Annotated in this window: 24 protein-coding genes; 2 read left to right on the forward strand and 22 right to left on the reverse strand. The window is 34.4% G+C overall.

The genetic code is table 11. The features are described 5' to 3' along the window. Positions 1-122: 122 nt before the first annotated feature. The 7 genes from DOK81_RS09950 to DOK81_RS09980 all read right to left on the reverse strand — a co-directional run bounded on the left by DOK81_RS09950 (position 123) and on the right by DOK81_RS09980 (position 8540). Complete coding sequence (locus DOK81_RS09950; RefSeq protein ID WP_206910435.1) at positions 123-470, reverse strand: hypothetical protein; 348 nt, start codon at positions 468-470, stop codon at positions 123-125. Beyond that, on the reverse strand, positions 463-1791 hold the full coding sequence (locus DOK81_RS09955; RefSeq protein ID WP_206910436.1) for a Y-family DNA polymerase: 1329 nt from the start codon (positions 1789-1791) through the stop codon (positions 463-465). The genes DOK81_RS09950 and DOK81_RS09955 overlap by 8 nt, the downstream gene beginning before the upstream one ends. Positions 1792-2048: 257 nt before the next feature. Further along, entirely contained in the window at positions 2049-3428 is a 1380-nt protein-coding gene (locus tag DOK81_RS09960; RefSeq protein ID WP_242589984.1) for a bacteriocin secretion accessory protein, read from the reverse strand. 2 nt (positions 3429-3430) lie between these two features. After that, positions 3431-5581, reverse strand: coding sequence for a peptide cleavage/export ABC transporter (locus tag DOK81_RS09965; RefSeq protein WP_206910437.1), 2151 nt, complete (start codon positions 5579-5581; stop codon positions 3431-3433). A gap of 738 nt (positions 5582-6319) precedes the next feature. After that, positions 6320-7066, reverse strand: a complete 747-nt coding sequence (locus tag DOK81_RS09970; RefSeq protein WP_206910438.1) for a response regulator transcription factor — start codon at positions 7064-7066, stop codon at positions 6320-6322. A 10-nt stretch (positions 7067-7076) separates the two neighbouring features. Beyond that, the gene (locus DOK81_RS09975; RefSeq protein WP_206910439.1) at positions 7077-8369 is read right to left on the reverse strand and encodes a GHKL domain-containing protein; all 1293 of its coding nucleotides are present in this window, start codon (positions 8367-8369) and stop codon (positions 7077-7079) included. 45 nt (positions 8370-8414) lie between these two features. Then, positions 8415-8540 carry an EntF family bacteriocin induction factor gene (locus DOK81_RS09980; protein WP_242589985.1) on the reverse strand — a complete coding sequence of 42 codons (126 nt, stop codon included), beginning with the start codon at positions 8538-8540 and terminating at the stop codon, positions 8415-8417. A 230-nt stretch (positions 8541-8770) separates the two neighbouring features. Between DOK81_RS09980 and DOK81_RS09985 the strand changes: the two genes are divergently transcribed. Both DOK81_RS09985 and DOK81_RS09990 read left to right on the forward strand, forming a co-directional pair. Next, positions 8771-8989 carry a bacteriocin gene (locus tag DOK81_RS09985; RefSeq protein WP_206910443.1) on the forward strand — a complete coding sequence of 73 codons (219 nt, stop codon included), beginning with the start codon at positions 8771-8773 and terminating at the stop codon, positions 8987-8989. 601 nt (positions 8990-9590) lie between these two features. Further along, entirely contained in the window at positions 9591-10790 is a 1200-nt protein-coding gene (locus DOK81_RS09990; protein ID WP_206910444.1) for an amidohydrolase family protein, read from the forward strand. Positions 10791-11072: 282 nt separating this feature from the next. Here DOK81_RS09990 and DOK81_RS09995 read toward each other — a convergent pair whose 3' ends face one another. The 15 genes from DOK81_RS09995 to DOK81_RS10065 all read right to left on the reverse strand — a co-directional run bounded on the left by DOK81_RS09995 (position 11073) and on the right by DOK81_RS10065 (position 25882). Further along, entirely contained in the window at positions 11073-14348 is a 3276-nt protein-coding gene (locus DOK81_RS09995) for an FN3 associated domain-containing protein (RefSeq protein WP_206910445.1), read from the reverse strand. 415 nt (positions 14349-14763) lie between these two features. Continuing rightward, on the reverse strand, positions 14764-15111 hold the full coding sequence (locus DOK81_RS10000; protein WP_206910446.1) for a hypothetical protein: 348 nt from the start codon (positions 15109-15111) through the stop codon (positions 14764-14766). A gap of 400 nt (positions 15112-15511) precedes the next feature. Continuing rightward, entirely contained in the window at positions 15512-16516 is a 1005-nt protein-coding gene (locus DOK81_RS10005) for an SIS domain-containing protein (protein WP_206910447.1), read from the reverse strand. Positions 16517-16518: 2 nt separating this feature from the next. Beyond that, positions 16519-17592: an SIS domain-containing protein gene (locus tag DOK81_RS10010; RefSeq protein WP_206910450.1), complete on the reverse strand. Its 1074-nt coding sequence runs from the start codon at positions 17590-17592 to the stop codon at positions 16519-16521. A 13-nt stretch (positions 17593-17605) separates the two neighbouring features. Beyond that, on the reverse strand, positions 17606-18427 hold the full coding sequence (locus DOK81_RS10015; RefSeq protein WP_206910479.1) for a PTS system mannose/fructose/sorbose family transporter subunit IID: 822 nt from the start codon (positions 18425-18427) through the stop codon (positions 17606-17608). After that, a complete protein-coding gene (locus DOK81_RS10020; RefSeq protein ID WP_206910453.1) occupies positions 18417-19202 on the reverse strand; it encodes a PTS sugar transporter subunit IIC in 786 nt (261 codons plus the stop codon). Before DOK81_RS10020 ends, DOK81_RS10015 begins: the two co-directional genes overlap by 11 nt. Before the next feature lie 18 nt (positions 19203-19220). After that, complete coding sequence (locus DOK81_RS10025; protein ID WP_206910456.1) at positions 19221-19691, reverse strand: PTS sugar transporter subunit IIB; 471 nt, start codon at positions 19689-19691, stop codon at positions 19221-19223. Between the two features lie 26 nt (positions 19692-19717). Then, on the reverse strand, positions 19718-20134 hold the full coding sequence (locus DOK81_RS10030) for a PTS mannose transporter subunit IIA (RefSeq protein WP_206910459.1): 417 nt from the start codon (positions 20132-20134) through the stop codon (positions 19718-19720). A gap of 79 nt (positions 20135-20213) precedes the next feature. Next, positions 20214-22985 (reverse strand): sigma-54-dependent transcriptional regulator, encoded by a 2772-nt coding sequence (locus DOK81_RS10035; RefSeq protein WP_206910462.1) that lies wholly within the window; start codon positions 22983-22985, stop codon positions 20214-20216. A gap of 381 nt (positions 22986-23366) precedes the next feature. Beyond that, entirely contained in the window at positions 23367-23726 is a 360-nt protein-coding gene (locus DOK81_RS10040) for a DUF1048 domain-containing protein (RefSeq protein ID WP_347401444.1), read from the reverse strand. Continuing rightward, entirely contained in the window at positions 23723-24070 is a 348-nt protein-coding gene (locus DOK81_RS10045) for a DUF1048 domain-containing protein (protein WP_206910465.1), read from the reverse strand. The genes DOK81_RS10040 and DOK81_RS10045 overlap by 4 nt, the downstream gene beginning before the upstream one ends. 177 nt (positions 24071-24247) lie before the next feature. After that, positions 24248-24478, reverse strand: coding sequence for a hypothetical protein (locus DOK81_RS10050; RefSeq protein WP_206910468.1), 231 nt, complete (start codon positions 24476-24478; stop codon positions 24248-24250). Between the two features lie 28 nt (positions 24479-24506). Next, positions 24507-24827 carry a PadR family transcriptional regulator gene (locus DOK81_RS10055; RefSeq protein WP_206910485.1) on the reverse strand — a complete coding sequence of 107 codons (321 nt, stop codon included), beginning with the start codon at positions 24825-24827 and terminating at the stop codon, positions 24507-24509. Between the two features lie 431 nt (positions 24828-25258). Beyond that, positions 25259-25525 (reverse strand): hypothetical protein, encoded by a 267-nt coding sequence (locus DOK81_RS10060; RefSeq protein WP_242589986.1) that lies wholly within the window; start codon positions 25523-25525, stop codon positions 25259-25261. 24 nt (positions 25526-25549) lie between these two features. Beyond that, positions 25550-25882, reverse strand: a complete 333-nt coding sequence (locus tag DOK81_RS10065) for a hypothetical protein (RefSeq protein WP_206910473.1) — start codon at positions 25880-25882, stop codon at positions 25550-25552. Positions 25883-26128 lie beyond the last annotated feature (246 nt).

Genomic DNA, 26128 nt, shown 5'->3' on the forward strand with positions numbered 1-26128 from the left:
GATTCCTCTTTTTCATTTGTCTTAGATTCCATGAATCGTTTTCCTACCCACCGTATCGAATAAATAAAAGCTATGTCATTTTAGTAATCCTCGATTATGATAACTTGCATCATAATAACTTTCTATATTAAACTCCACTTAACCGGATGATAAAATTCCACATGCCTAATTTCATCATAATTCACTTTGCTAGAACCTACATAGATCCCTAACTCATCATGTCCTAAAACAACACCAACAATATCGTTAGGATAATAGCCTTCAGAATCTCGTTCTTTTATTTGTATAGCAACAGATTCTCGTTTTATGAGTGCCTTATTCAATACTTCTGAGATTGCTTCAGTTGTCATTTGTGTTTTTGCCACATTCACTTGCGCAGTTTCTTTCGTCTTACTAGTAATTTTTTCAGTATGGTCAGATAAATACATGCCTTGCCATTTGATAATCCCTCGATCTTCATAATCAAACATGCTCGATTCCTCCATTTCCTCCAGCGTGCCCACCAACTAAATTACTTCGATCGATACTTCTCGCACCTTCGAGATAAGAAGACGCATGAACAATTGAACTAAATCCATATTTTCCACGAATTTTATCAATAATTCGATCTAAATTTTCTTCTCTCATTTGTTTTTCTGGATCGCTAAATAAATCTAATTGCGTGGAATCGGTATACACTAACTTGCTATAAGCTATGGAAACATGTCGGACTTCTTGACCATCATAAAATTTATGAAATAAATACATACAATACATTTGAAGTTCTTTCGTGTTATTCGTCAAAGGTATTTTCATTTGGCGAGAAAATCCCTCTTTTTCTTCCAAAATAGACGTGCCAATCCCTACATGGATACAGCTGGTTTTACAACCATGTTTTCTAATTCTGATTGCTACTTGTTCAGCCATTTCTTTCACGACAATCTCAATCTCTTCTTTTCTAGTATAATCTCTTGGCAAAACTTGAGAGTTTCCATAACTTTTTTCTTTTGTTTGAGGTGGAACAACTGCGATGTCTGTACGATCAATCCCATTAGCATGGAAATATAATTGTAATCCCAGCACACCAAATTTATTTTTCAGTGAATAAGGTTTCCAATTTGCTAACCCTTCGATCGACATGATCCCCATTTGATTCAGTCGTTTTTTGGTCCGTGAACCAATTCCCCAAAAATCAGTCATTTCTCTGATACGCCAAACTTTTTTAGGAACATCTTGGTATGTCCACTCAGCGATGAATCCTTCATTTCTTTTTGCTTCATTGTCTAATGCTAGTTTTGCAAGTAAAGGATTATCCCCTATTCCTACAGTGGCAATCAATCCCATTTCTCGATAAACATGTCGCTGAATTTTTCGAGCCAATTGCTTCCGTTGGTCGCTACGACTTTTCCCAGCTGTCGTAAATAATTTCATTGAGCTAGTGACTTTCAAAATTGATTCATCAATTGAATAAATCAGTAAATCTTCATCTGCTACATATTTTCTAAAAATATCATTTACTTCCATATTTCTTTTGATGTACAAATTCATTCTAGGTGCAGCAATAATCAAACTGTCAGGAAAAGGCGAAGGCAAATCTCTTGGTCGGCTAACATTAGAGATTCCATACTGTTGCTTAGCCATTGGCGAAGACGCTAGAATCAGACCTGAACCAGTATTATCCGCTTGACTCATAACAACCAGTTCTGTTGTCAAAGGATTCAATCCACGTTCGATACATTCAACCGAAGCATAAAAACTTTTCATATCGATCATGAAGTAATCATTCACAGGCTCATTTGAATAATCTAGCATGTCGTTACACCTCACTTCATGCTCATTATACAAACGTATGTTCGCTTTGTAAACTAATTATACTAACTTTTTTCGTAAAAAAGTAAAAAACGAAGGCACAAAATTTAGTCCTTCGTTGTTTTATTTAATTTTTTTATTTCTATCACAGCTATTCCATTTGTTCTGCTGAAACAATCATTTTATATTCGTATGTTCTATTATTTTCTAAGAGTTTCTATTCATTTTAGTCAATAAATTGGAATTATTTTACTAATCGTTCACTCTTGATTCAATAAAAATTTTTTGATTTGTTCCCAGTAAGTGTTCTTTCCGATAATCAGCGATAATTCCCCCGTCAGACCATAACGATCCACTATTTTTTTATTTGATTTTAATCGCCCTTTGATTAAGTAAAAAATGCCTTCCTCGGTTGTAGTACTCGTTTCAGGTATTTCTGTTATCTCTCCATCAAGCGTTGTTGCCACAGCTTTTCTATCTAATTTGAAGTGAACGAGCATTCCTGTTTTGATATGTGTCATTTCATTTGCTGGTATCCTAGCAGTAAATGGTATTTCATCGTCTTTAAAGGGTGGATAAATTTCTGCTAAAAGTGTGCCTTTTGGTAGAAAGGTTTGTTCCTTTACTGCATCATTCAAATGGAGAATACCGTCTTTTTTAGCTCTTACTGTTCCCAAATCAATTTGTTCGTTTATATTCTCTAAAAGTACTTTCTTTTTCTTTTCAGACTCATCTAATTCAAGTATCTTTTGCTTCGTTTTCGCTAAAATTTCTTCCTTACTTTGTGCCAATCTTTCACGTTGGGAGTTGATTTCATCCTCTGGTGTAACAGGTTTGACAAGCGTTTCTTGTTCCATTTGTAGTTGTTCAATTTCTTTTTTTAATTGGCTGATTTGCTCATCAATGACTGTCAAAGTAGTTGTTTGGATTTGCTCTTTTTTATCTTCTGAACCATTTTTCAGTTCCATTTGCCATATTTGATATTTAGCTTTGATTGCTTCTGAAACATTTCTAATTGTTTTTTGATCTTTCCATGCTACTCTTACTTTTTCCCACTCAGATTGTTCATTTTTTCGTATACTAATCTCCTGACTATGCTGGTCCATATTTTTTTGATATGTTTCTTGCTCTTTCTGATTTGCTGCCAGCATTTGTTTTGATAAAGATTCACTTGCTTCTTTTTCTGCAAAGAAACTTTTTAATTGGTTACTATAACCAAAAACATCCTCTACTTTAAAAAGATTTCTTTCTTCAGCTAAGCTATCAAGAAAAAGCTGCGCTGCTTCTTTTTGTTTTACAAAGTTCTCAATTTCTGTTTCCAGTTGGGCTTTCTCATTAGTTAATTCCTTCGTGTTAAAAATAACTAGAGATTCTCCACTTTTCACTGTTAAGTTCTCTTGTAATCTATTTTCTTTCATTTCTGCTTCTATCGGTACTTGAATCTTTTCTGTGGATAAAGGAGTTATTTGTCCTTGTGCTCGTACCACGATTTCATGTTTAGCAAATGCTAAGAACAAGCCAGCGAACAGAAAAAAAATCATAATCGGATAGAGGATCCAACGATAAAAAGTTTGATGTTGTTGTCGATATACGTTTGAGTGCTCAAGCCAATCTTTATTTTTCATTACTTCCCCCACCATTGTTAAATCTCCCATAGTTTTTGATACATACCACGATTTGATCTTAGCTCCTCATGCGTCCCTTCTTCAACAAGTTTACCTTCGTGAAGTACAAGAATCTGGTCACAAGCTTTCGCAATTGGCAAATGATGAGCGATAAAGAGGATTGTCTTTTCTTTTAAACCCAGCAGATATTCTAAAATAGCATGCTCTAATAATGTGTCTAATCCACTGGTTGCTTCATCTAATATTAAAATATCTGAATCTTTCAATAACGCTCGAGCAATTGCTAATCGTTGACGTTGCCCACCTGAAAGATTCGCGCCCCCTTCTTCGATCATCATTTCAAATCGTAAAGGTTGTTGATTAATAAAGTCATTTAGTTGAACAGCCTCACATACTTCTAAAATCCGTTCAAAGTTCGGTATATTTACTAACCCAAATGTCAAATTTTCAAGAATAGTACCACTGAAAAAAAATGACTCTTGTGGAACATAGGTCACATTCTCCCGTAATTGTGCGTAGTCAATATCTAAATGATTGATTTTGCCATAACAAATTGCTCCATCAGAAATCGTGTAAAAATTCACAAGCAGCTTTGCCAACGTGGATTTTCCTGAGCCACTTACGCCTACTAAAGCGACTTTACTGCGTGCAACAATGTGACATGAAATATTTTTTAATACTGGAGTTTTCATAGTATAGGAAAAGGCTACGTTCTCCAAATGAATCCCACTTTGAAATAGTTCTTTAGTGATTGTTTGTTTCGTTGAGCTTTCCTTTTTTTCAGGCTCAATTGCTAGTATTTCGTTCAATCGTTTATTTGCTACCTGAGCCGTCTGTATTTTGACCTGTAAATTAATAATATTCTGCAAAGGATCTGTAAAAAAAATCAATAATGCGTTATAGGTAATTAACTGACCCAAGCTAATTGTTTCATCCATCACATAAAATGAACCTAGCCAGAGAATAAGCGCACTACTAATCAATTGAATGCTATGTTTGATTCCTTGCTGTAGATTGTCCAAAGTCACTGTGCGAAAAGATTTTTTCATCAACTTAACGAATTCATGATCCACTCGATGATAAACTTTTTCTTCACTGTTATATGCCTTGATTGTCTCAATTCCTTTTAGACTCTCTATTATACTTGAATTTAATGTTGCACCTGCCATCATTTCCTCTTGATTTGCGCGTTCATAACTTTTGACAAAAGTAAAAATCGTCAGAACATAAAACGGTAACGTTCCCAAAGTAATCACGAAAAGCATACTATTTTGAATAGCTAGTGTAACGCCAACAAGCAAAACCATTCCGATATCTAAAAAGATTGAAAGTGTCGCACTTGCTAAAGCATCAATAATCTTATTTGCATCAAGAAATCGAGAAATAATTTCCCCTGACTTTCTGGTAGCAAAAAAATTCATTGGTAGTGAAAGAACATGTTTAAAATAGTGTAACATGATAGCTATACTTAAGCGCTGACCCAAAACAACTAACAAGTAGTTCCTACTATACTCAAAAAGAACGCGAAATAAGTAGACAAAAATCAGACCAATGGAAACAATCGTTAATGTCGATCGCGCTTGATTTGGGATGAAATAATCTAAGATTCCTTGAAAATAATAGGAGCTTCCTATTCCAAATAGCGTAATAAATAATGAAGCAAGTATGATATGTGCAACTAAATTTTTTTGTTGCCAAATAATTGGGAAAAAAGAGCTTAGCCCAGCAACTTTTTCTTTACTTGGCTGATAGGAATCCTTTGGTGTTGGTAAAAGTAAAACCCCTGTCCATTCTTTTGAAAATTCTGTTATCGTTTTCTTTATTTTTCCTTTTGCTGGATCGGCAATCAATAAGAAATCATTTTTCACACCATACACAACTACATAATGCATGTAGCTGTTATTAACACAAATGTGTGCAATTAGTGGCGTGGGCAACTCTGTTTCCTTCCAAACTTCACTATCTGCTTGAACAGCTAAGCAATCAAATCCCACTTTTTCCAAAGCCATTTTCAAGCCAAAAGCTGAAGTACCTTCTAAATCTGTTCCAGAAAATTCACGTAATTTATAAATAGGAACTTCTGATTTATAAAAGTTTAAAATCATTGCCACACAGGCAACCCCACAATCTTTTTCGTCTTGCTGTTGAATCCAAGAAAAATGCCTCATATGACTTTTCCTTTCTCAAAAGTATACATTTTTTATGTAGGTGAATGATTTATCAAATTGAGCACATTCATCGAATCCTACGATAAATCATTTCCCCTTTAACCTAACTAAAACTAGTATGCCATTTGCCTTAAACGGATGATCAATTTTGTCTTGAATCATGGGAAAAATACTCCTGAGTAAAAAACAGCTGATTTCTCTTTTATTCAAGCTAGAAATCATATACTTCAAGACATTTTTTATCGATAGAGAAACTTCTGTGCTATATTTTCAGCGTAGTAAAAATCTCTGTATAAAGGTTGAGATAGAATCATGCAAAAACAACACATCTGCTATTTAAAAGGACAAATGCACATCGTTAACTGCATACAAAATGGAAATTTTCAAATAACCGATCTGATTAATCTGAGGTGTACTCAATGATAGAAAGAATCTGGCAAAAATATCTATGGCTAATCAAAATTCTCTTAAAAAGAATCATTTGAAGCTCTTTCACTTTTGGACATTCGTGAGACAAATTATGAGCAGCTATTTGATAGCGTCACCTGTGATGAATGACGATAAAAGACTGGAACACCTCAAGTAATTTGCAAATTTCCTTGCTGTATCCTCTTTTAAAAAAGAAAGAGGACACAAAAAGAAGAAAGCGACTGGCAAACTGAATCCCCGGTCGCTTTCTTCTTGTTTGATCTACTTATTCTCTCGGCTAAATTGATTAAATCGAAATTTTTTTATGTTCTAAAGGCTTGTGAGTGCCTCTTTGATCTTTTTAGCTTTTCCAATTGCAAACGTTCTGAAAAGATCTGGACTAAAATAAACAAATCGATTTTTATAGTTCACTTCTTTGACGTTGTTTAAGTTAACTAAACAAGATCGGTTTATCTTAAATAAAGTTGGATACTTATCCGACAATTCACTCAATTTCCCATAAAATTCATATTGACCATCTGCAACATAAAGAATTAAGCGATGGGGAATGTCTGAGGTCTCGATAAACCAAACTTCTTCTAAATCTAAAGTAAACGTTTGGGAGCCTATTGAAAAAACAAATGCTCGATTCTGTTCTACTTTTAACGAATCGATTCTTTTTTGAGCAATTGATAATAACTCGATGATCTCCGCTCGATAAGCTTCTAACGGCTGATCTTTTTCAACAAAGCCAAGTGTTTCTACTCTTCTTTTTATGGTCAATGGTAACAGTTCATCATGAGTCGTGATGAATATGATTTTGGCTTGAGGATCGCGTTCTCGTATTTTCTCTGCCAGATCAATTCCATTGATAGGATGATTTAAATCGATATCTAAAAAATAAATCCCTTGTTTAGGCATAAATTTTTTTAAATAGTTTTTTACTTCAACTGGGCTTTGTGTTTTCAACGAAATCTCAAATGGCTCATCATGGAACAAAATATAATTTTGAATGATCGTTTCAAGCTGATGTAACTGAATCAACTGATCTTCACAGATAATTATTGGATAACTCATATTACTCCTTTCATTTAGCCATTAGTATCATTTGAATCGAAAACCTCGTACGATTCTTTTTAAATTGGATAAGGATATTAGGATTTCTTCTTTCAATTTCACGAATATTGCTTAAGCCCAGTCCCTCATGGTCAATTTTTGTTGAAATTCCTTGCTTCATCAACATTTCCACAGGTAAATTGACATCGACACAACTATTTTCAATAAAAATTTCAGTTTGTCGCTTATCTTGATGAAACATGATAGAAACTTTGTGCTCTGTGCTCTCTCTAGCAGCCTCAATCGCATTATCTAACGCTATGCCAACTAAACGGATACAATCAAAAATAGGGATAGGAATCTCTTGAATTGGGGAAAGACATTCAAAGTGACAGTCCACTTTTTGTTCATTCGCTTCAAAGAGTTTTGTAATAACTAAACTTTTCAAATATGGGTTTTCAATATTTTTGCAATAGCGATAGTTTAAATCTTTATCTAAAAAATACTGGTTTGAATAATGCTCCAAACCCTCAATCTGGTGAAGTGCTTCTCGATCACCCGTTTCGGTAAAAGCTTCTCTCAAACTTAGTAATAAATTTTTATAATCATGTTTAAATTTTGCCATGCTCATTTGATTCTGTTCTAACTGGTCAGTATATTTCTTTAAACTTTCAAGTTGTTGCTGCTCTAACTCGCGTTCGTATTTTTCTTTTTGTTTTACGTATGCTCTCGTAAATACCAAGAGGACAAATACCGTTTGAACAATGAGAAAGGTCGCAATTCCAACAATAAACTTATCGAATGCTTCGTAGTAATGAGCTGCGTAAGAAACAGTTAGAGTAACTAAAAACAAATAACATAATAAGAGTGCCACAATCCCAGAGTTGTTTTTTTTCAATAAGACACCTAACTTAAACTGTCGATATAAAAAGAGCATGAGAAATAGAATCAGTCCTTGGATAATCAATTCGATCAATATAAAATAGATCCCTTTGATTCCTTCAAAAGTGACAAAATAAAGCATGAGTGATGAGCTTAGTATAGAAGATACATAGTCTATCAGCATACTCAATACCGCTGTGCTCAAAAGAAAGTAGTCTGTTTCATGTTTTCTTTTGAGAAATAGATAGCTACTAAAAACGGGGAGAATATCTGCAAATCCAGTGAATACATTAGCTAAAAATGTACAAGGAAAAAAAATAAAAAATAGAATTAGTTTCTTTTTAATCGTCCCTTCTCGATAAATCGAGAAAAAAGTCACATAATAAAACAATGTGGCGATAGTCATCCTTAGTATATATGCTTTTGTATCAATAATAACCAACAACCTCTCCCCCTTTGATTAAATTATATCAAAACGGGGAGAATACTAACACTTCTTAAAAAAAGAAAGCAAACATTTTGCAACATCCGTAGCAGGTTTTCCTAAAACAGTTGTTCCTGATCCTCCCATTACTTTTTTTAATTGCTGATCAGTTATTTTTTTGATTTTCATTGTTATATCTCCTTTCATTTTTTTGTTATTCTCAGTATTTCATAACCGTAACTCTAATGGCGGAAAATTTCCTGAACCCTGTCAAAAGTTATCTCAAACCAAAAAATACTTGGTTCTCTTTTGTTCAAGATAACAGAGAAAGTCTCTTAAGATGTTTCAACATATTGAGCAGATAACCATGATACAGTCATGTTGTAATACAAATTCATTCAAAAGGAGTGTGTTGCTACATGCAAACGATCAAAGAATTGAACACGATGGAATTACAAAAAATAATTGGAGGTGAAAATGACCATCGGATGCCTTACGAATTGAACCGTCCAAATAATTTATCCAAAGGTGGAGCTAAGTGCGCTGCTGGAATACTTGGTGCTGGATTAGGCGCAGTAGGCGGTGGACCTGGCGGATTTATTAGTGCCGGAATCAGTGCTGTTCTTGGTTGTATGTAAAGAATCTTTTTCATTTCTCTAGCTTATCATCTAAGAATCTCTAGAAGATAAGACACTACTTTTTAACTACGCACAATGTACAATGCCTACAAGAAAATGTTGATCATTTTCTTGTAGGCATTTTGTTCGTTTCATAAGACTTTTGCTAAAACAGAGTGTTTTTCAAAACATACCTCTTTATTTATTGTGCTGTTAGCTAGCATTTTTTCTTTTTCTATAGCTTCTAATTATCTCAATTAACAAAACCAATAGACTACAGAAAAAAAGTAATCGAAAGAGATTTCCCCCTTCAGTAAACCAAAAAACAATCAAAAGAATGAGAAAGCCAATGCCATTTATGATCCAAATTTTATCTTTCGATTTCAACCAATTCCCCTCCTTTTTCTCATTTTGATTCTTATTTATTATGACACAACCAATTGATTTTCTTTCGAGCATATCCTCAATGATCTCAAAAGCCATCATGAATGGCCGTTTTTTCTATTTCTTTAGGATAACCAATAGTCAAGTTATTCTTGTTCGATTAGTTTATTAGAAATCTAAAAATTCGTATCTTTTTCAAAAATTAGGTATGGTAATCATACATACTGGAGGTGCAAAAATGGAAACTTTGTTAAAAAATGTGCGTGTTGAAACAAATTACCTAACAACCGGAGATTATATTTATGGCACGGCAACGAGAACAGTCGATATCTTATTCAATCAAACAGCCATTGTTTCTGTTCTAGATGCTGGAGAAATGTCAGACAGTGATCGACAGGTTATTGATGGTAAAAATGCACTTTTTCTGCCCCAATTAAGAGAAATGCACTGTCATTTTGATAAAAGCAAATTGGGTATTCCTTGGACACCAATCGAGCCGGCAGCAAACATTGTTGAACGCTTTACTCAGGAATACGATTATTTAGAATCCGCACCGCTTTCTTTTGATGAGCGAATGAAAAATCTAATCCATTTGGAATTACTTCATGGTGCCACTCACTTTCGTTCACATATTGATGTTCATCCTTTGGTCGGACAACGTTATTTAGAAGATGCACAAAAAGTTTTAGCTGCGTATACAGACAAGTTGGCTTACGAATTAGTTGCCTTTCCTCAACACGGATTACTTCGCTCAAATGCTTACGAAGAAATGAAAAAAGCTTTGCAAAATGGCGCAACCTTAGTCGGTGGTGTTGATCCAATCAGTCTTGATGGTAACTTGGAGAAATCTTTAACAACCACATTTGATTTGGCTACACAATTTGATGTGCCCATCGATCTTCACCTACATGAACGTGGAGATAATGCCCGACAAACTTTTGCAAAAATCGTCGCGTTGACTGAAGAAAGTGGCTGGAATGGTAAAGTAACCGTCAGTCATGCTTACGGGTTAAAAGATTTATCTGCTAGTGAACGAAAAGAACTATTTCCACGTTTGGCGGAAAACAACATCACAATTATCTCAAGCATTCCACTAAATCCTGTTATTCCACCACTAACAGAACTAAGGACTGCCGGTGTAAAAACATTCATTGGTTGTGACAACATTTACGACTGTTGGTCTCCTTTCGGCAATGGTGATGTGATGGATAAATTAACTCGCTATGCCGAGATTTTTAATCTAACGAGTCAAAAAACGCTTACTGAAAGTCTTGAATTAGTAACGAATCAACCATTAATTGAACCCGATGGCTGGGTCAAAGTCGGTATGCCGGCAAATTTCACATTAGTCGATGCAACTTCTACTGCTGAATTTGTCGCACGAAAAATCCCTATTTCAGCTAGTTATTTTAAAGGAAAGAAAGTAACCATCAACTAACTAAAAAAATATTGCTCCTAAATGAAATGACCCTTAAAAGTTAGACTAAAATTCTAACTTTTAAGGGTCGCTACAATTAATTGATCGTTTTTTATTGTAAACTGACAATTTGATTTAACTTAATTCACATTTCCGCTCAAAAGAGAAATGTAATCTTTTAAAAATATAGCCTCTTTTTCCATACTCTTTTTGGAAATATCTGTAAGTATTCTAACATCCAAAAATAAATTGCTAGTTACAGCAAGCTACATTTTTACAACAAACTGACAGTCACAAGATAATTTAATATTCATCTTTTGCCAATCGAAGAATTTTATCTTTAAAGGCTTTACATAATGCTTCTTTCGCTTCGGTTTCTTTATCCACATCAGAAACAATTCCCGGACTACCAAAATAACCAATCAAGCCTAATCTGAATAACGCAAGTATTGGATTATCTGTCAGCGTACTTAACAGTGCCTCTTGTGCGCTTTTCAGCATATTTTCCTCCGTAGCAGCATATCTGGTAGCAATAAAACTAGAATATCTGTAGCCAAATAATTCTGGTTCTTGTAAATAATCCGTAAAAGCGTCTGCCAACGAACGTTGGTTTCCTATTACTTGACTAACAATATTCCATGCATCGACATCCGCAATTAAATCTTCTCTACTAAAGAATCCCTTGCTTCCGCCAATCCAGTCAAAACCAAATTGATAAACAGAATCAATCGTATCTTTATTATTCCAGTAGTCAATCAAAAGTGTATCCAAATCTCCTAACCAACCACAGCCATCACCAATATTCGCCTTTTCATAATCTGGCAATCCATGGTTTAAATAACCAGCGATTGCAGCAAAGCAGTGTGCCCCACCAATCGTAGCTCCACTCATCGGATCAATATAATCAAACTGTCTTTCACTTGTAGGGATTGTTTCGTTTACCAAATCAACGAACTTCCAGTCAATAAATCCTGCTACAACTTCCCAAATCGTGTTGCCGTATGCTTTATTTCGGAAGTAATCTGCTACTAATTTAGCTTTACCCGCGGCAGTATTACCAGGGAAATATTTTTCTGCTAACGTTTCTACTCGTTGAACAAACTCGATAAAGCCATTTTTATCTTGCTCGTGGTCTACTACTAATGTATTGACGATAGCAGCATTTCGTCCAGGGATCGGTGCGAAATCTTCAAAATTACGACCATAACCAAGTTTGATTTGTTTTGGAGACTTGATATCTAACATTGCTAAGCTTACCGTTACCTCCACAGCGTTACTTTTTTTGATCATTTTTTTTACATGGCCTATCTCAGTCCAAGTGAAATCATCTCCGGTACCTGCATAGCGATAAACTATATCATTTTGGATCATAAAATTCATTTTCGCATTTGGCCAAGCCCAAATATTTGCACCAGTATCTGCTCCTGTATCTAAATAAAAATTGCTAGAAGTATCAAGATCATAGCCTCTTGCATAAAGATATAAATGATTGTTGTCTTCCGCTGCACTTAAATCAAAGATTTTTCCTGAACCAATTGCCAAAGATTTGATCTTAAGCCATTCCGAATTATCTCCTGTTGAACTGATCGTCGTCTTCAACTTTGTAGTCATCGGTATCGTGTATCTAAATTGCACACTTTGAGACAGTTTTCCATTTGTGATGTAGGCGATTTTAATATTCTGGGATTCCTTAATATGAATTGGCCCCTTATAGATCGTGCCATTTGCAAGTGTTGGTTCTAATCCATTAGTCGTGTAAATCAACTGGTCTGCATTACACGTGAATTCTACATCGAATGGTTGAGTGTAATTTCCAGTCCGCTTACTTGCGTAAATAATTTGTGGTTGTTTCCAATGATCTCTTTTTACTTGAGCATAGGCCCAAATATAAGTTTCGCCCATGCCAACATTTACACCATCCATAATCGCTTGATGAATTCTTTCCCACACAGCAGCATCATTCTTAGGATCTAGAACAAATCCTGTGAAGTAATGGATTTTTTCTGAAGGATATCCTAAATTATTTTGAATAAAATCTAGCACATCTTGATGTTCGCGCATTTGATTTTTAATCAAGTAATCGTAATCTTCTAGCATAAAGAAATCGAGATTTGGATATGCCCATTCTACTTTAGGAAAATTCACCATGCCCATCATCATTGGTGTTCGATTCTTATCCATAACAGAAGGTGGGAAAAATAATACCGTAAACTGTGCATTTGAATAATTCGCCTTGACTGCATCACGAAGCATTAATGTAAAGGAACCAATTTTTGTTTGCAACCATGAAAGCATTGGTTCATGGCCAATGATTGATTCGTTGACCGTATGAAACTCATGCATGTCTAATCCAGTTTCTGCTTTATAAAGATTTCTAGTGGCTTGATCATAAAAACAAGGAGTTAATTCATCTTGGTGCCACCACCATGGTTCACCTAACTGTACGATAGGGGTTAAACCAAATTGATTAGAAATATCAGCTAAGCCAACTGCTAATCGTTGATAAAATGCTTGAACACCTGCATTTGTAAAGCTTAAGAAATGTGGAGTAGGCGTCCAACCACTTGTCCCCGGTGTTCCATCATATGTTCGTTGCCACCAATCCTCTTTCGCATCCACGTTTTCCATTGAAATTGAATGAATAATATCCATTTGATTGTCAGCTAAGCGTCTTACATAATCTTTATACCAAGCTTCAAATGCCTGATTGAATAATTTGTCTTCAAGTAACATACCAGTACCATCTACGATTTTTTTATCATAGTAATGAGAAGCACCAATGTAAAAGTTTACGATTTTGGCGTAACCTAACTTGAGATAACTATCAATGATCCGCTCAGGTGTTAAATTATAACTATCATCGTAATCATCGCACATTCTGATTACTCCAGCAGAAACAGCTACTGGGTCATCACCAAGATAAGTGTCTCCTGTCACTTTCCAGTTCGTCACGTTCATAGCAAAAGGATAAGAATCATCTAAATATTGAGTAGCTCCTCCGCCATTTCCAGTATAGCCAATTGGTGTGAATGCCCACATGATTGTTTTGATATTCGTTACATCAATTTTTTTCCATTCAGGATTTTTGTTCCATTTTCCATTTGCATCAAAAGTATAAGGACTCCAACCTTCATAAAGATTATTGAAATCCAGTTGGATCGTTCCCAATTTTCCTGTTCCATTTCCCGGAGTTCTTCCTGCTGGAAAAACAATTTCTTCTTGTTTCTCCCATTCGTCTTCTGGTCGATTAGTCACATAATTCCATAGACGAATATAATGAATATCGCCATCAACTGTTTGAATTGTTAAAGCTGAAGCCTTATCAGAATCTAACCCTTCCGTATACCCACTTAAAGCATAATCATAACTTAACGATACATTTTTGAAATTCGGATTTGTTGGATACTTTAAAGATTCATGACTGTGAGTGTCTTCTGTCTCCCAAATAAGTCCAGCTAAATCATCTGTTGTTCGAAAATGCCCTTGTACGGAAAACGAATTTTCATTTTGTGTCACAACTGAAGCCGTCATTTCAAAATTGAAATTAATTGTTAAATATTTTGCTTGTAATTTGTACATACTCAATACCACTTCTTTCTTGTTGAATTATCAACATAAATTTTATTTGATCACTTAAACCTAAAATAACAGTATGAAACTATAAAGCTCTATGTCGTTTTTATAATACTTTATAAACTAAAGTTGTTTCGCTACCTTAAATCACGCATGTATCGCCTCCTCAAAAACCATTATACGAACATGAGTTCTCTTTAGCAAGCATTAATTGGATATTTTCACAATAAACTATAAAAATAAAACAAAAAAATAACTTAAAAAATATTTTTATTAGTTATATTGTAAGATAATTGATTAAAATAACATTTTATTTTTTATTACCTGTACAAAAAAAACTGTAAACAAAAACCCAAAGTCGGTTTGTTTACAGTTTTTTATTTTGTTCAACTTTTTCACTTGTGATTAAATGTTAAAAAAGTTAATTGGCTATTTTTTTTACATTGGTTACAACATATTTTCTGATTTTTTCAGTATCATTCATAAAATACAAATTGTAAGGGATACTGAATCCTTTTTTCTTGGTTTCTTCATCAAGATATTTTTCATCCACATCTGTATAAATAATTAAATCCGCAGTTGGCACCTTAGGATCTCTTAGATCATAGCTGATAAATTCTAAATCAAATTCTGGCATTAATTCAGCCTTGAGTTCCTTTTGAAATTTTATTCCATTCCCAAAAAGATATTGCCCAGCCTTCGTTCCCATGTATCCTAAAGGAGGTACGCCATCCGCATTGACGGAAAAAATCCATATGACTTTTTTCATAATGTTCACCTTGATCGTCTAAAATTTTTTGTTGACCTATTCAGTATGTCCAAACGTTTAATAAAACAGATTGCTAAAAAAATAATGAACTCTTTTTCACTTAAGTGATTCTCTTCTTCTCATCATACTTCTTATCGCACGAATATAAGCGGCCTATTTTTGCTCACTCTTCCTGTTAAAGTCACTAACACAAAAATGAACGATCCAATGCGAATCACCGATCTACTTACTTCAGCAACAGATAAAACCCTATCTTCGACGAAGTAGGAAAATGCATACAAGTATCAGAAGACTTCATCATAAGCTTACTACAAATGATTATAACATAGCTTTTTTCCTAGCTTAAGATATAAGCAAAAACCTCTTTTGCTTGCGCAAAAGAGGTTCATTCTTTTCTTAATTAATATTCAAATTGACGATAATAACGACGAATATCTAATGGATGACAATTTAGTTTTTCAACGTGAGCATCTATTCGTTGCGTCACGCAGTGCATCAGCAAGTGAGATAGCACTCTTCCTCGATTTTTTTCACTAATTCCTTCGATAGGATAGTCTTTTGAATCAATAAACGTATAATTTCCACAAATGCGTGGTAATAGATTTTTTACACGTTCAGCTAGTGGACGTTGCTCATCTTCGCCTAGAAATAAAGTGACCGGTGTTGTTTCATCAACGATTTCTAGTGTACCATGTAAAAATTCAGCTGCATGAATAGACTTGGATCGTAACCAACTTTGTTCTTCCCAATAACACATTGCATATGAATATACACCTCCCCATTGATTTCCGGCGCCGATAAAATAGTGCATTGAATCATGACGGTGCTTTTCTGCGAACGCTTGACCAAAAGTATCTGCCTGCTTTTCTGCTAAAACTAATCCCTTAGGTAAATAAGCTTCTAGTTCCGCATAGTATTCTTCATAATCAGGAAAATCTCCATTATGTTTCATCAGTCGATCAGCAACCATAAAGAATTTGATTTGTTCCGTCCCGGGTGCTGGATAAGTAACTACGTAGTCACAACTTTTCGCAAGTGGGGTATCTTCTGTATCAATAAATCCTATTAATGTTGCCCCAATCTTTTCAATTTCATTCACTGCTTTAACAACTTCCTCTGTCGTACCTGTAACAGATGACAGAATCACAAGCGAATCTTTCGTTAATCTTTGATTTCCAGTTGTATAATATTCCGCAGCATGTTGTACATAAACTGGTAGATTACTATGTCCTTTAATGTAAGTCTCTGCTTGCATTGCAGAAGCATAAGTTCCCCCGATCCCCAGATAGAAAATAGCATCATATCCTCTTTCACAGATTTCATCCACAATTTGCTCCACTTGGGGGCGTAATTCCAATGCCCCTTGAATATCATTGATTTGTTTTTGTTCGTCAAATTTCAACATTTTTAGTTCTCCTCAACTTTCTCTATTTTACTTTTTAATACTGAATCAAAGTCATCAAAAATTCTTCTACTTAAATCTATCCCTTTGGTTGTGGCTATACGGTAAGCTAATAGTTGAAAGGGAATAACTAGTAGCAATGGAGAGAACATCTCTGAAACCATGACATTTAATCCTAAAGTATCACTACTAGAACTTTTATCTGTCGTGATTTTAAAAATTTCCCCAACGTAATTAGCCATATAACTTGCTAATGCCTGTGACCGACTTTGGTTACAACTTGGCGTTTCGACAAAAAACAGCGTATGTTCCCAATTTGCTTCTAAATAAGGACCGTGCATATATGACTCTAGCTCAAATCCTTGGCTAGGACGGCGAACTGTTTCAGTGAACTTCGTTTCAAATTCTTTTACCGTTCCCCAATTTGGTCCATACCCCAATGCAACGAATCTTCCACCCAGTTTTAATACATTCTCATGCTGTTCAAAAAAAGTATTAGATTTATCGATTACTACTGAGAACTTACCGATTACTTCATACAATTCTTTTTTCAATTCATCCAGTTTATGAGTATCGATCTTTTTTTTAGAAACACCAATTTTAATTGCAAGTAACATCAGTTGTAATACAGTCGCTGAAAATCCTTTTGTTACAAAGCCAACTGTTTCAATCCCCATATTCAAATCAATTACATAGTCGGCCACTTCTGCAATAGGACTTTTCAAATCACTCGTTAGAATAATCCGTTGTATTTCGCTACTTTTCAAAGCTTTTACAGCTTCAATAGTTGAAGTACTCTTGCCGCTTTGGGAAACGCCAATAATCGTGTCCGTCCCCTTTACTAGCCTTCCATAATGAGTAAAATGATAAGGCTCCTCAATCACAATCGTCACATCAGCCATTGTTTCCATGGCGAACTTAGCCGATAAACAGGCATTATAAGATGATCCTGTAGCTAAAATCGTCACTGTATTCGTATTTTTCAATTTGGAATCTGACGAGAAATCATAATCATCTAAAATTTTAGTCAACGCATTTTGTTCCTCATCGATATAGTGAAGCATTGTCGTTGGTTCCATTTTTTCCCCCATTCTAGAAAAAGCCGACCCATGAACCAAAAATTCCAAAGATAGCTAGTCCTAATAAAATCGTTAATGCTTTTACTTCTTTTTTAAGTAAGTAAAAGACCACACCGAAAGCCCCAAGTGATAGAATTTGAGGAACAATATCGTCAAAAATACTTTGAATAGTCACGGCATTTTCACCTGTTCCGATTTTTAACGGAATATTGATATCAATCATTGAAGCGGTCATTCCGCCCACTACCATTAAGCCAATGATTGAGGCACCTAATGTCAAACTTCCCATCATGCCATTTTCTTGAATTTTCTTTAAGAATCCTGTGCCTAATTTATATCCCCAAGATGTTGCAAAATAACGAAATAGTAAATGAGGTATGTTAAAAATGAGTATAAATAAAATCGGTCCTAATATATTTCCTTGCATTGCTAATGAAGTACCCACACCAGTAGCAATTAAGCGTAGCGTTCCCCAAAAGAAAGAATCACCTATACCTGCTAAAGGCCCCATAAGCGAGGTTTTGATATTATCAATCGTCGAAACATCAAAATTGGGATCATTAGCATTTTCTTCTTCCATCGCCGCATTGATTCCTAAAATCAAGGTCACAATATGTGGTGTCGTATTGAAAAACTCCAAGTGACGACTTAAAGCATTGGCCATTTCATTCTTAGTTTTGTAAAGTTTTTTCAAAATGGGAATCATTGCATAGCAATAAGCAAGATTCATTTGTCGTTCATAATTCCAAGAAAATTCCATCTGAAATGAACGCCAGAACACTTTACTCAAATCTTTTTTAGTGATTTTTAATTCATTGTTCTCATTAGAAGTCATCATCCATTATCTCTCCTGTCGAAGTTTGGGCACTGTTATCTTGATTGCCACGTACATTCATAATATTAACAACTACTACTGCTACGATAGCGCCAAAAATTGCAATTCCAGTTACTGGAATTTCTAAATAAGCAGCTAAAGCAAAACCTAAGAAAAAATAGGGTGTTACTTCTTTATTGATTAAAAGACGTGCTAGCATTGCAAATCCAAGTGCAGGGATCAATCCTGTAGCTACTGATAACCCATGCTGAATGAACTCAGGAATCATACTTAACAAATTACCTATTGTTTTACTCCCCACCACAAATGAAATCATGACCACTAAACCTAACATCAGTGATAGACCAAATCCAGCTGATAAATGCATGCGCTCGACACCTTTATAGTTTCCTTCTAAGGCATATTTATCTGCTTTTTGGTTCATAATCGGAATCAAAAGGCCAAGATAGATATTCTTTAAAATCAAAGTCAAGGTTGCAATAGGCAAGCCCAATAGCAAAGCTGTTTCTGGTCCCGCATCAGCAGTAATGGCGAAAGCTGTTCCCAACACACCGCCAGTAACGACATCTGGTGGAATCGCTGCACCAACGGAAAAAGAGCCAATAAATGCTAATTCTAAAGTAGCTCCCATAATGATTCCAGTCTTTATATCTCCTAACACCATACCAGTGAATAGGCCAGTCACAATTGGTCGTGACAGTAATGAGGTACCCAATGCATATTCCGACTGAGCAATAAATGCTACGAGCCCGAGTAAAATTGCTTGAATGAACATTTTTCTTCAACCTTTCTTTTAAAGAACTTCAGTAACATTAACTTTTTTATCAGACGGTACTTGTCGTATTTCTACTTCGATCCCTTTATCCACCATTTCTGTTAATAGGTTTTCTTCTTCTGGTAAAACATTAACTGCCTTGCCAAGACTTCGTGTTCCTTCTTTTGCTTTGATTCCACCCAAATTGATTTTTTTTATTTCTGGATAGCCTTCTGCTAATTTCTTAGCATCAGCAATCGACTCCACTACAATAAAAAGTTTGTACTTATCTGTTACACCACTTTGTAATGCCAAAATTGAATCTTCGATATTTTTGATGACCAATTTTACTCCTTGTGGTTTTGCTAATTTGATTGTCGTCTTCCGAATTTCATTTGTTGGTACATCATCATTTGCAATCAAAATACAATCTGCGCCCAACCCTTGTGTCCAAGAAAAAGCCACTTGTCCATGTAACAAACGATGATCCACTCTTGTTAATAAAATCATTATTTTTCCTCCGTTTTCTTAATGAGTTAAAACTCTTCTTCCTCTACTTCATTACTGATTAATGCGTTGCAAAACAGAATCGTTTGTTTCGTTTTCTCTAAAGTTTCTTTTATTAAGCTTGAGAGTGATTCTGTAATTTGAAATTGCATAACTAACTCAATTAAAAAAGGTAAATTCATTCCAGTAACTAAATAAAAATTGTCTCTTTGGATATACGTTAAAAATTCATTGTTCACACTTCCACCAAATAAATCTGTCACAACTACTAACTGATGATCTTGGTAGCATTCCATTATTTTTTTTACTTCCTCTTCCAGATTAAACTCTTCACTCAAGTAGCAATCCAATATTTCAACTTCTGTTTCTCCACAAATCAAATCCAAAGAAGATTTTATCCCAGATGCTAATTTCCCATGTGATGCCAGAATCAGTTTTCTTTTCAATAATTCTCACCTCTCCATTTCTTTTCAGTTTAATAAAAGCAAGCAGCGTGCCAACTTTAGTGGCGCACTGCTTGCTTTTCTAAAATTCTTCTGTTTTCATTGAAGTGTCTGTGTTTCGATAGATGATATCAAAAATATACGCGACTTCAGAATCCGGAATTGTGACACTATAATCACGTTCAATGACACTAAAAGCTTCCTTGAGGTTTTTCAAGCGTTCTTTTTGACACTGATCAAATACCAAGGATCCTTCATAAGTTTCGATTGGAATATTTCGAATCAATCGTTCAATCAGACAACTCACATGGACATATAGAGCTAATTTTTTTGCATTTGATAGTTGGATTAAATTGACTAATTCCAAGTCACGGATAAATAAATCAATTTCGCTCATCACTTTATCCGTATCAAGAATCGTGACTGAATCAATCACTCGTTCTAATGAAAAGTTGCGGATGACGTTTGTATTAAAGATTTGCATTTCTTCTGGAGTCATCACTTGACTTAGCCATTCATTCAGTTTCTGATACTTATCTCCTGAAATCAATTCTTCTAAAGATAAATAGGCTATACCTTCAATTGTTGGATCGTCTGTACCAATAATTCCTAGAACATCATAAACAGAAAAAACGATTTCATCTGCTTTTCTTTCATTTAAAATCCGATATTCTTGTGGCAAGATTTTTAATTTGCAGGAATTAGGTAAACTTTTTTCTAATAAATGACTAATCTTAGTTGCCGTTCCGATGCCTGTTTGACAAGTAGTTAACAAGGCTTTTGGTCGATTTTCCTCTGGATAGATGATTTCCCAATCGAAATGGACTTGATCCACAGACTCACTTGCAATTTCATTTAAAGTTCGTTGGTTCTTAATGTTTTCACCTACTAAAATCGCTAACGGCGTTGTCACGTTGTTCATAATGACAATCGGTACATTGATTTGCTTGGGAAAATACTGATAGATCTCTTTGAGACTCCCCATATCCACTAAAATGACTAATCCATTAGAAATATCATTGTTCTCACTGTATACTAAGATTTCTTCTGCAATTTGCTGTGGCGTTACATCTAGAGGCATATCAAATGATTCAAAAATATTATGTTCTAAAAAACGATTCGCAACGTTTGCAATACTGCTAGCTGTCGCGTAACCATGGGCGACAATAATCGCTTTGGGTATTCCCTGTTTTTTTGTCCAATCTACTTGTTTTAAATATAAAGTCAAAACGATTCGATCCATTACTGATACTTCAATATCGACCTTTGGCTTACATAATTCAAGAATTCTTTCAACATAATGATAGCTCGCCGGATAAGCTTCCAAAAGCTGCGCTTCCAATTGATAGACTAATGTCATAATTTGACTATCCTCAAGTATCCAACGACTAGCACCACGTTGAAATAAGTAATAACCAACTGCGTATACACTATTTCCATTAAACTTTATTTGATACGCATTTTCCATTTGTTGAAAAGTTTCGCGAACATATTGCGTTAAATATAGTAACGTCTCATGTTTTTGCTGACGGTCTGTTTTGAATAACAAATAGTCAAATAGTCGATCAACTATTTCTTTTAATTTTAAATGGCAATCGGTCAAATGCCCATGAGCTTTTTGATATTCTAAAATGATAGTTGATAAAAAGTCATCCACTTTTATTTGATCGTGCGTATTTGGCATCATTAAATTTCCTACTTTAGATTCGCTATGGATGACTATCTCTTCTGGAAATGATGTTTGTAAATTGTAATTATGCTGCGAAAATAATCTTTCTGGGAGATGATAAATAGTTAATTTGATTGGCTGTTCTTTCATAGAGTCAGAGAATGCTTTAGCTACCATGACTTTAATAATGTTTTTTAATTCTCCGATATTTCCTTTAAATTTTCCATTAGCTAGTAATTCAAGTGTTTGGCCACTAATCAAAAGATCGCGTTTGATTTTTGTTTGTTCATTAATCAAAAAAGAATAAATCAACGCCACTCGTTCATTCTTTTCTCGCTGTTGTAGCGAAGGAATGGTCACTTGGATCGGAATTCGTCGAATAAATGTATTTAAAAAATTACTCGTTAATTCTTCTGTGGTTGCAAAGAATAACCTTGTTTGAACATCAATTGGATTACTTGTATCTCCCATTCGATAAATTAGATGCTGATCTAAGTAAGTAAATAATTTTTCTTGCCCTTCAGCAGTCAAGCGATGCACTTCATCTAAAAATAAAATTCCACCATTTGCTAATTCAAATGCACCTTTGCGATCGTCGTCCGCTCCAGTATAGGCACCTTTTACGTGTCCAAAAAGATTACTAGTTAATAGTTCAGGATTATTCGCATATTGTGCACAATTCAATGTCACAAAAGGGGCATCTTCTGCTATCAGATCATTTTGGATACAGTAATGATGGATCAATTTCACCAAATAACTTTTTCCTGTACCGCTTTCTCCATTGATCAGGACAGGTAATCCACCATCAGGATAGTTAAGTGCTGCCTTGATTTGTTCAATTACTGGATTCAAACTTTTATCGTGCCCGATCATAAGAGAAAATAAATCTTGTTTTTTACCAAACATTGGTTGCTCAGACAAAATAAGTTTAGCGCTTTCATAATAATTCGTACGCAAAGTAAAAAACTGTTTTTCAAATGCTTCTTTGTGAAAATAATAAACTGGACGCGAATTGATCTTTACTAACTCGCCAGTTTCTGTCAGAAGATTTAAATATTGACTGACTGTATTTCGTTTCACTTTAAATATCTCTGCCAACTTTGAAGCAGTAAAAATATCACTTAGATCATTCAAATTAAGAAATGCCGTTTGGTTCTTCAAATAATGTAACAGTTCTTCTTTCATATACTCCCCCCTTCTCTTTACAATAGAAAAAAAGCATTCAAAGTCAATCTTTGTTTTTCACCCAGAAAATAATTCTGCTGTCATTGATAGCTACTATAACTTTTAACTTTTTTATTTTCAATCAGGTGACTAGTCTATAAAAAAGATCAGAGAAATCCATTTTCTCTGATCTTTTACTTATTTTACAACTACTGCATATTTTCTTGCATTGTAAATATCCTTGAACGTTGTTCGGTTTAACCAATATGAACCACTGATTGGATCAGAAACATGAACTTGCTTACTCCTTTATGTCAGCTATTCCACGTTATAACCTATTCAAAAAACTGCAGTGTTTACTTTTCTCAATTCAAAGTAATCGAATCATGGTTGGAATATTGTTTAAATTTTATCCAGCCATTTGTCCATCTTCTTGCTAACCTGTGTGTCCATTTGTTGTTGGAGTAAGTCACTAAAAGTATTGGAATCAGGAATCAAGCTGTCAGCAAAAGCTCCTACATCTTCACCTGTAACTTGAAGAACATCTTTCTCTTTATTCGCACTCTCTTCAAAGAGATCGAGTAGCTCATTTAATGGGGTAAAGTCCTCAGATAAATTAATTGGATCAACCTTCATCAGATATTTTTGGATTTCTTTGTATACGATCAAATACTCTTTGGGCAATTTTCCCGCACGTTTTTGTAGATCACGCCAGTCTTTTTTTTCTTCAAAAGTTTCTTTAAATCCCATGATAGTTTTCACCGTCCTACTTTCTTTTTGACGTTTTTGTTTAGCTGATCACGTAGCTTATCTCGATAAGTCTTTGCCCCTTCTATATGAGCGATTTCCGAAATGAAATTTTCAATTCGATCGCCAGTGACCGCTTCGATTGATACCCCTTCTGCAGCACTTTCTTCGAAAAGACCAACAATTCCTTCTAATATCGGATAAAGATTACGTCCTGTAAAATCGCTGAATTTCCATATTTCCTGATTCAATGTTCGCCAAGTATTTTGATACTCAGTAGGCAATTTTTCAATACGTAATTGGTATTCTTTTTGTAGTTTATTCATATCATTACCAGTAACCTTGTCATAAAGATTCATCACATATATCCTCCTTATATAGTCATATATTCACAAAAATTTGTTTATAGCGTTTTAATGACAGGAATGAAAAGACCAATAATCATGTAGCTAACCAGACTATTGTGAGCACGCTATTAGTTGATCCAAACGAGAATGTCCCATCAAGAAGACTCTTTGCCGTTTCAATAATTGAGGTCATTGGTTGATTTTCTCCCGGACTTCAGCAGCTTCATTTTGAACAGCTATTCCTAGAATTTTAGCAGTACCAGAGCTAGCTTTGGATAATGTTGTCCAACGTTGATTTACCTGCGCCATTTCCCCTAATAAAACAAAAATCTCTCCTTGTTTGATAGTTAAACTAATCCCTTTTAAAACTTTGTGATTCCCAAAAGATTTAGTTATTCTATCAATAACTATTGATTCCATTATTGTTCCTTCTTTCTGACCCAATTAGCTAATGTTTGATTTTAGCTAGCTGATTACTAAGAAATGCCCACTTATCCCAAAATTCTGCTAAATAAGTTTCACCAGAAGGATTCAGACGATAAAATTTCCTTGCTGGTCCCAATTCTGATTTTCGCTTTTCGACAATAACTAATTCTTTTTTTTCTAATCGAAGTAAAACTGTATAAACAGTTCCTTCAACGATATCTTGAAACCCTAGTTTAATCAGAGTATTTGTAATCTCATATCCATATGTTTCTTGGCTGTTTTTGATTACTTGAAGAACTACTCCTTCAAGTACCCCTTTGAGTAATTCAGTCATTCCTTTCAATTCCTTCATCCTCTCAAAAATCATTTACACATATACTTAGTAATACTTAGTACTGCTACATAATAATACCGAATAGCATAGGTGTCAACTACTTTGTAATAACTAGTAGATAAAAATTTTATTTTTCTAGTGAAACGGATTAATGGAATTTCTCATTGGTTATCCTAAATCTATTTATGCATAAATACCAATCAGAATACTAATGAGCTAAACTAAAATAAAAAAAGCTACCATAAAATGGTAGCTTAAAAAGATAACCCAAACGAAAAGGCTATTAAAACTAATACCACTGTCATTGTGCCCTGGATACACAAAATATTAGCTTTAACAATTATTATTATAACCTATTAAATTACAACTTATCATTGTTTTTATTTATAATTAAATTTACTTTATTTATATTTGATGATCACCTCTAACTATCATAGTTTTTATTCTTTTCTGAATTGCGTATAAAGTCTATGACTACGTTTAAATTCAATATTTGCCTTCTCCATCACTTTTTTCATTGCCTCTTCTGATGATTCAAACTGATAATGACTCTTTTCAAAGCCTTCTTCGCATATGCTGTATCCTTCTTGATTATAGATGATAAGCAAATAACGATCCTTTTTAAACGTTAGTATTTTTAAAGCAAAATAGTTCTTTGACTTAAACGTTCTTTTCAAAAATTGTTTTAACTGTTTTTTATAAATCATGGTCATTTTATTCTATTCATTCCTTCATTGACTTGATAACCAAAGATCCTTACTAAAACGAATGACTAATTTGTTTACTTCTTTATCAAATACTTCTTTTTGTAACGTTCGACTAATATAAAAAACCTGCACCCTCTTATCATCTATTCTAAAAGCAATTCGAAAATATTCCTTTCCCAAATGGATTTTCATTTCATAAACAGGTTGTTTAACAGACAAACGAACAGACTTGATTCGATAAAAATCGTGTGTCAAATGCTCATTCACTTTATACATAATCAATTCCTGATAACTTTTAGATTGATGTTCTGGAAACATCTTCTGGATTGCGGAAGTAACTTCGATTTTATATTCCATGGCTCCCCCTTCTTAATAGTATTTAAAAAGTATTATATTAATCCCCTATCTTCACTAATATTCTACACTGATCGATCCATACTTGTGAAGTAAGTAAAAAATTACGCTTTAATTTAGCAGTTTATCTAAAAAATTATTTTAAATATATATTTCTTAACACATAGCTAATACATTAATCCCCTTTTGGAACAAGACAGTGGTATATTTTTTAACCGATTAACTAATAAAAAAGAACGTCCACTATTC

The sequence above is a fragment of the Enterococcus sp. DIV0660C genome (assembly GCF_017316125.1).
In the GTDB taxonomy this organism is placed as follows: Bacteria; Bacillota; Bacilli; order Lactobacillales; family Enterococcaceae; genus Enterococcus_B.

Bases quoted from the DNA above. Each gene is read 5' to 3' on its own strand.
- DOK81_RS09960 (WP_242589984.1), bottom strand. From the start codon at position 3,428: ATGGTGGGGGAAGTAATGAAAAATAAAGATTGGCTTGAGCACTCAAAC.
- DOK81_RS09980 (WP_242589985.1), bottom strand. From the start codon at position 8,540: ATGAAAATCAAAAAAATAACTGATCAGCAATTAAAAAAAGTAATGGGA.
- DOK81_RS09965 (WP_206910437.1), bottom strand. From the start codon at position 5,581: ATGAGGCATTTTTCTTGGATTCAACAGCAAGACGAAAAAGATTGTGGG.
- DOK81_RS10025 (WP_206910456.1), bottom strand. From the start codon at position 19,691: ATGATTTTATTAACAAGAGTGGATCATCGTTTGTTACATGGACAAGTG.
- DOK81_RS09995 (WP_206910445.1), bottom strand. From the start codon at position 14,348: ATGTACAAATTACAAGCAAAATATTTAACAATTAATTTCAATTTTGAA.
- DOK81_RS09985 (WP_206910443.1), top strand. From the start codon at position 8,771: ATGCAAACGATCAAAGAATTGAACACGATGGAATTACAAAAAATAATT.
- DOK81_RS09950 (WP_206910435.1), bottom strand. From the start codon at position 470: ATGTTTGATTATGAAGATCGAGGGATTATCAAATGGCAAGGCATGTAT.
- DOK81_RS10050 (WP_206910468.1), bottom strand. From the start codon at position 24,478: ATGGAATCAATAGTTATTGATAGAATAACTAAATCTTTTGGGAATCAC.
- DOK81_RS10035 (WP_206910462.1), bottom strand. From the start codon at position 22,985: ATGAAAGAAGAACTGTTACATTATTTGAAGAACCAAACGGCATTTCTT.
- DOK81_RS10065 (WP_206910473.1), bottom strand. From the start codon at position 25,882: ATGGAATATAAAATCGAAGTTACTTCCGCAATCCAGAAGATGTTTCCA.
- DOK81_RS10005 (WP_206910447.1), bottom strand. From the start codon at position 16,516: ATGTTGAAATTTGACGAACAAAAACAAATCAATGATATTCAAGGGGCA.
- DOK81_RS10045 (WP_206910465.1), bottom strand. From the start codon at position 24,070: ATGAATCTTTATGACAAGGTTACTGGTAATGATATGAATAAACTACAA.
- DOK81_RS09955 (WP_206910436.1), bottom strand. From the start codon at position 1,791: ATGCTAGATTATTCAAATGAGCCTGTGAATGATTACTTCATGATCGAT.
- DOK81_RS10000 (WP_206910446.1), bottom strand. From the start codon at position 15,111: ATGAAAAAAGTCATATGGATTTTTTCCGTCAATGCGGATGGCGTACCT.
- DOK81_RS10015 (WP_206910479.1), bottom strand. From the start codon at position 18,427: ATGACTTCTAATGAGAACAATGAATTAAAAATCACTAAAAAAGATTTG.
- DOK81_RS09970 (WP_206910438.1), bottom strand. From the start codon at position 7,066: ATGAGTTATCCAATAATTATCTGTGAAGATCAGTTGATTCAGTTACAT.
- DOK81_RS09990 (WP_206910444.1), top strand. From the start codon at position 9,591: ATGGAAACTTTGTTAAAAAATGTGCGTGTTGAAACAAATTACCTAACA.
- DOK81_RS10010 (WP_206910450.1), bottom strand. From the start codon at position 17,592: ATGGAACCAACGACAATGCTTCACTATATCGATGAGGAACAAAATGCG.
- DOK81_RS10020 (WP_206910453.1), bottom strand. From the start codon at position 19,202: ATGTTCATTCAAGCAATTTTACTCGGGCTCGTAGCATTTATTGCTCAG.
- DOK81_RS10060 (WP_242589986.1), bottom strand. From the start codon at position 25,525: ATGATTTATAAAAAACAGTTAAAACAATTTTTGAAAAGAACGTTTAAG.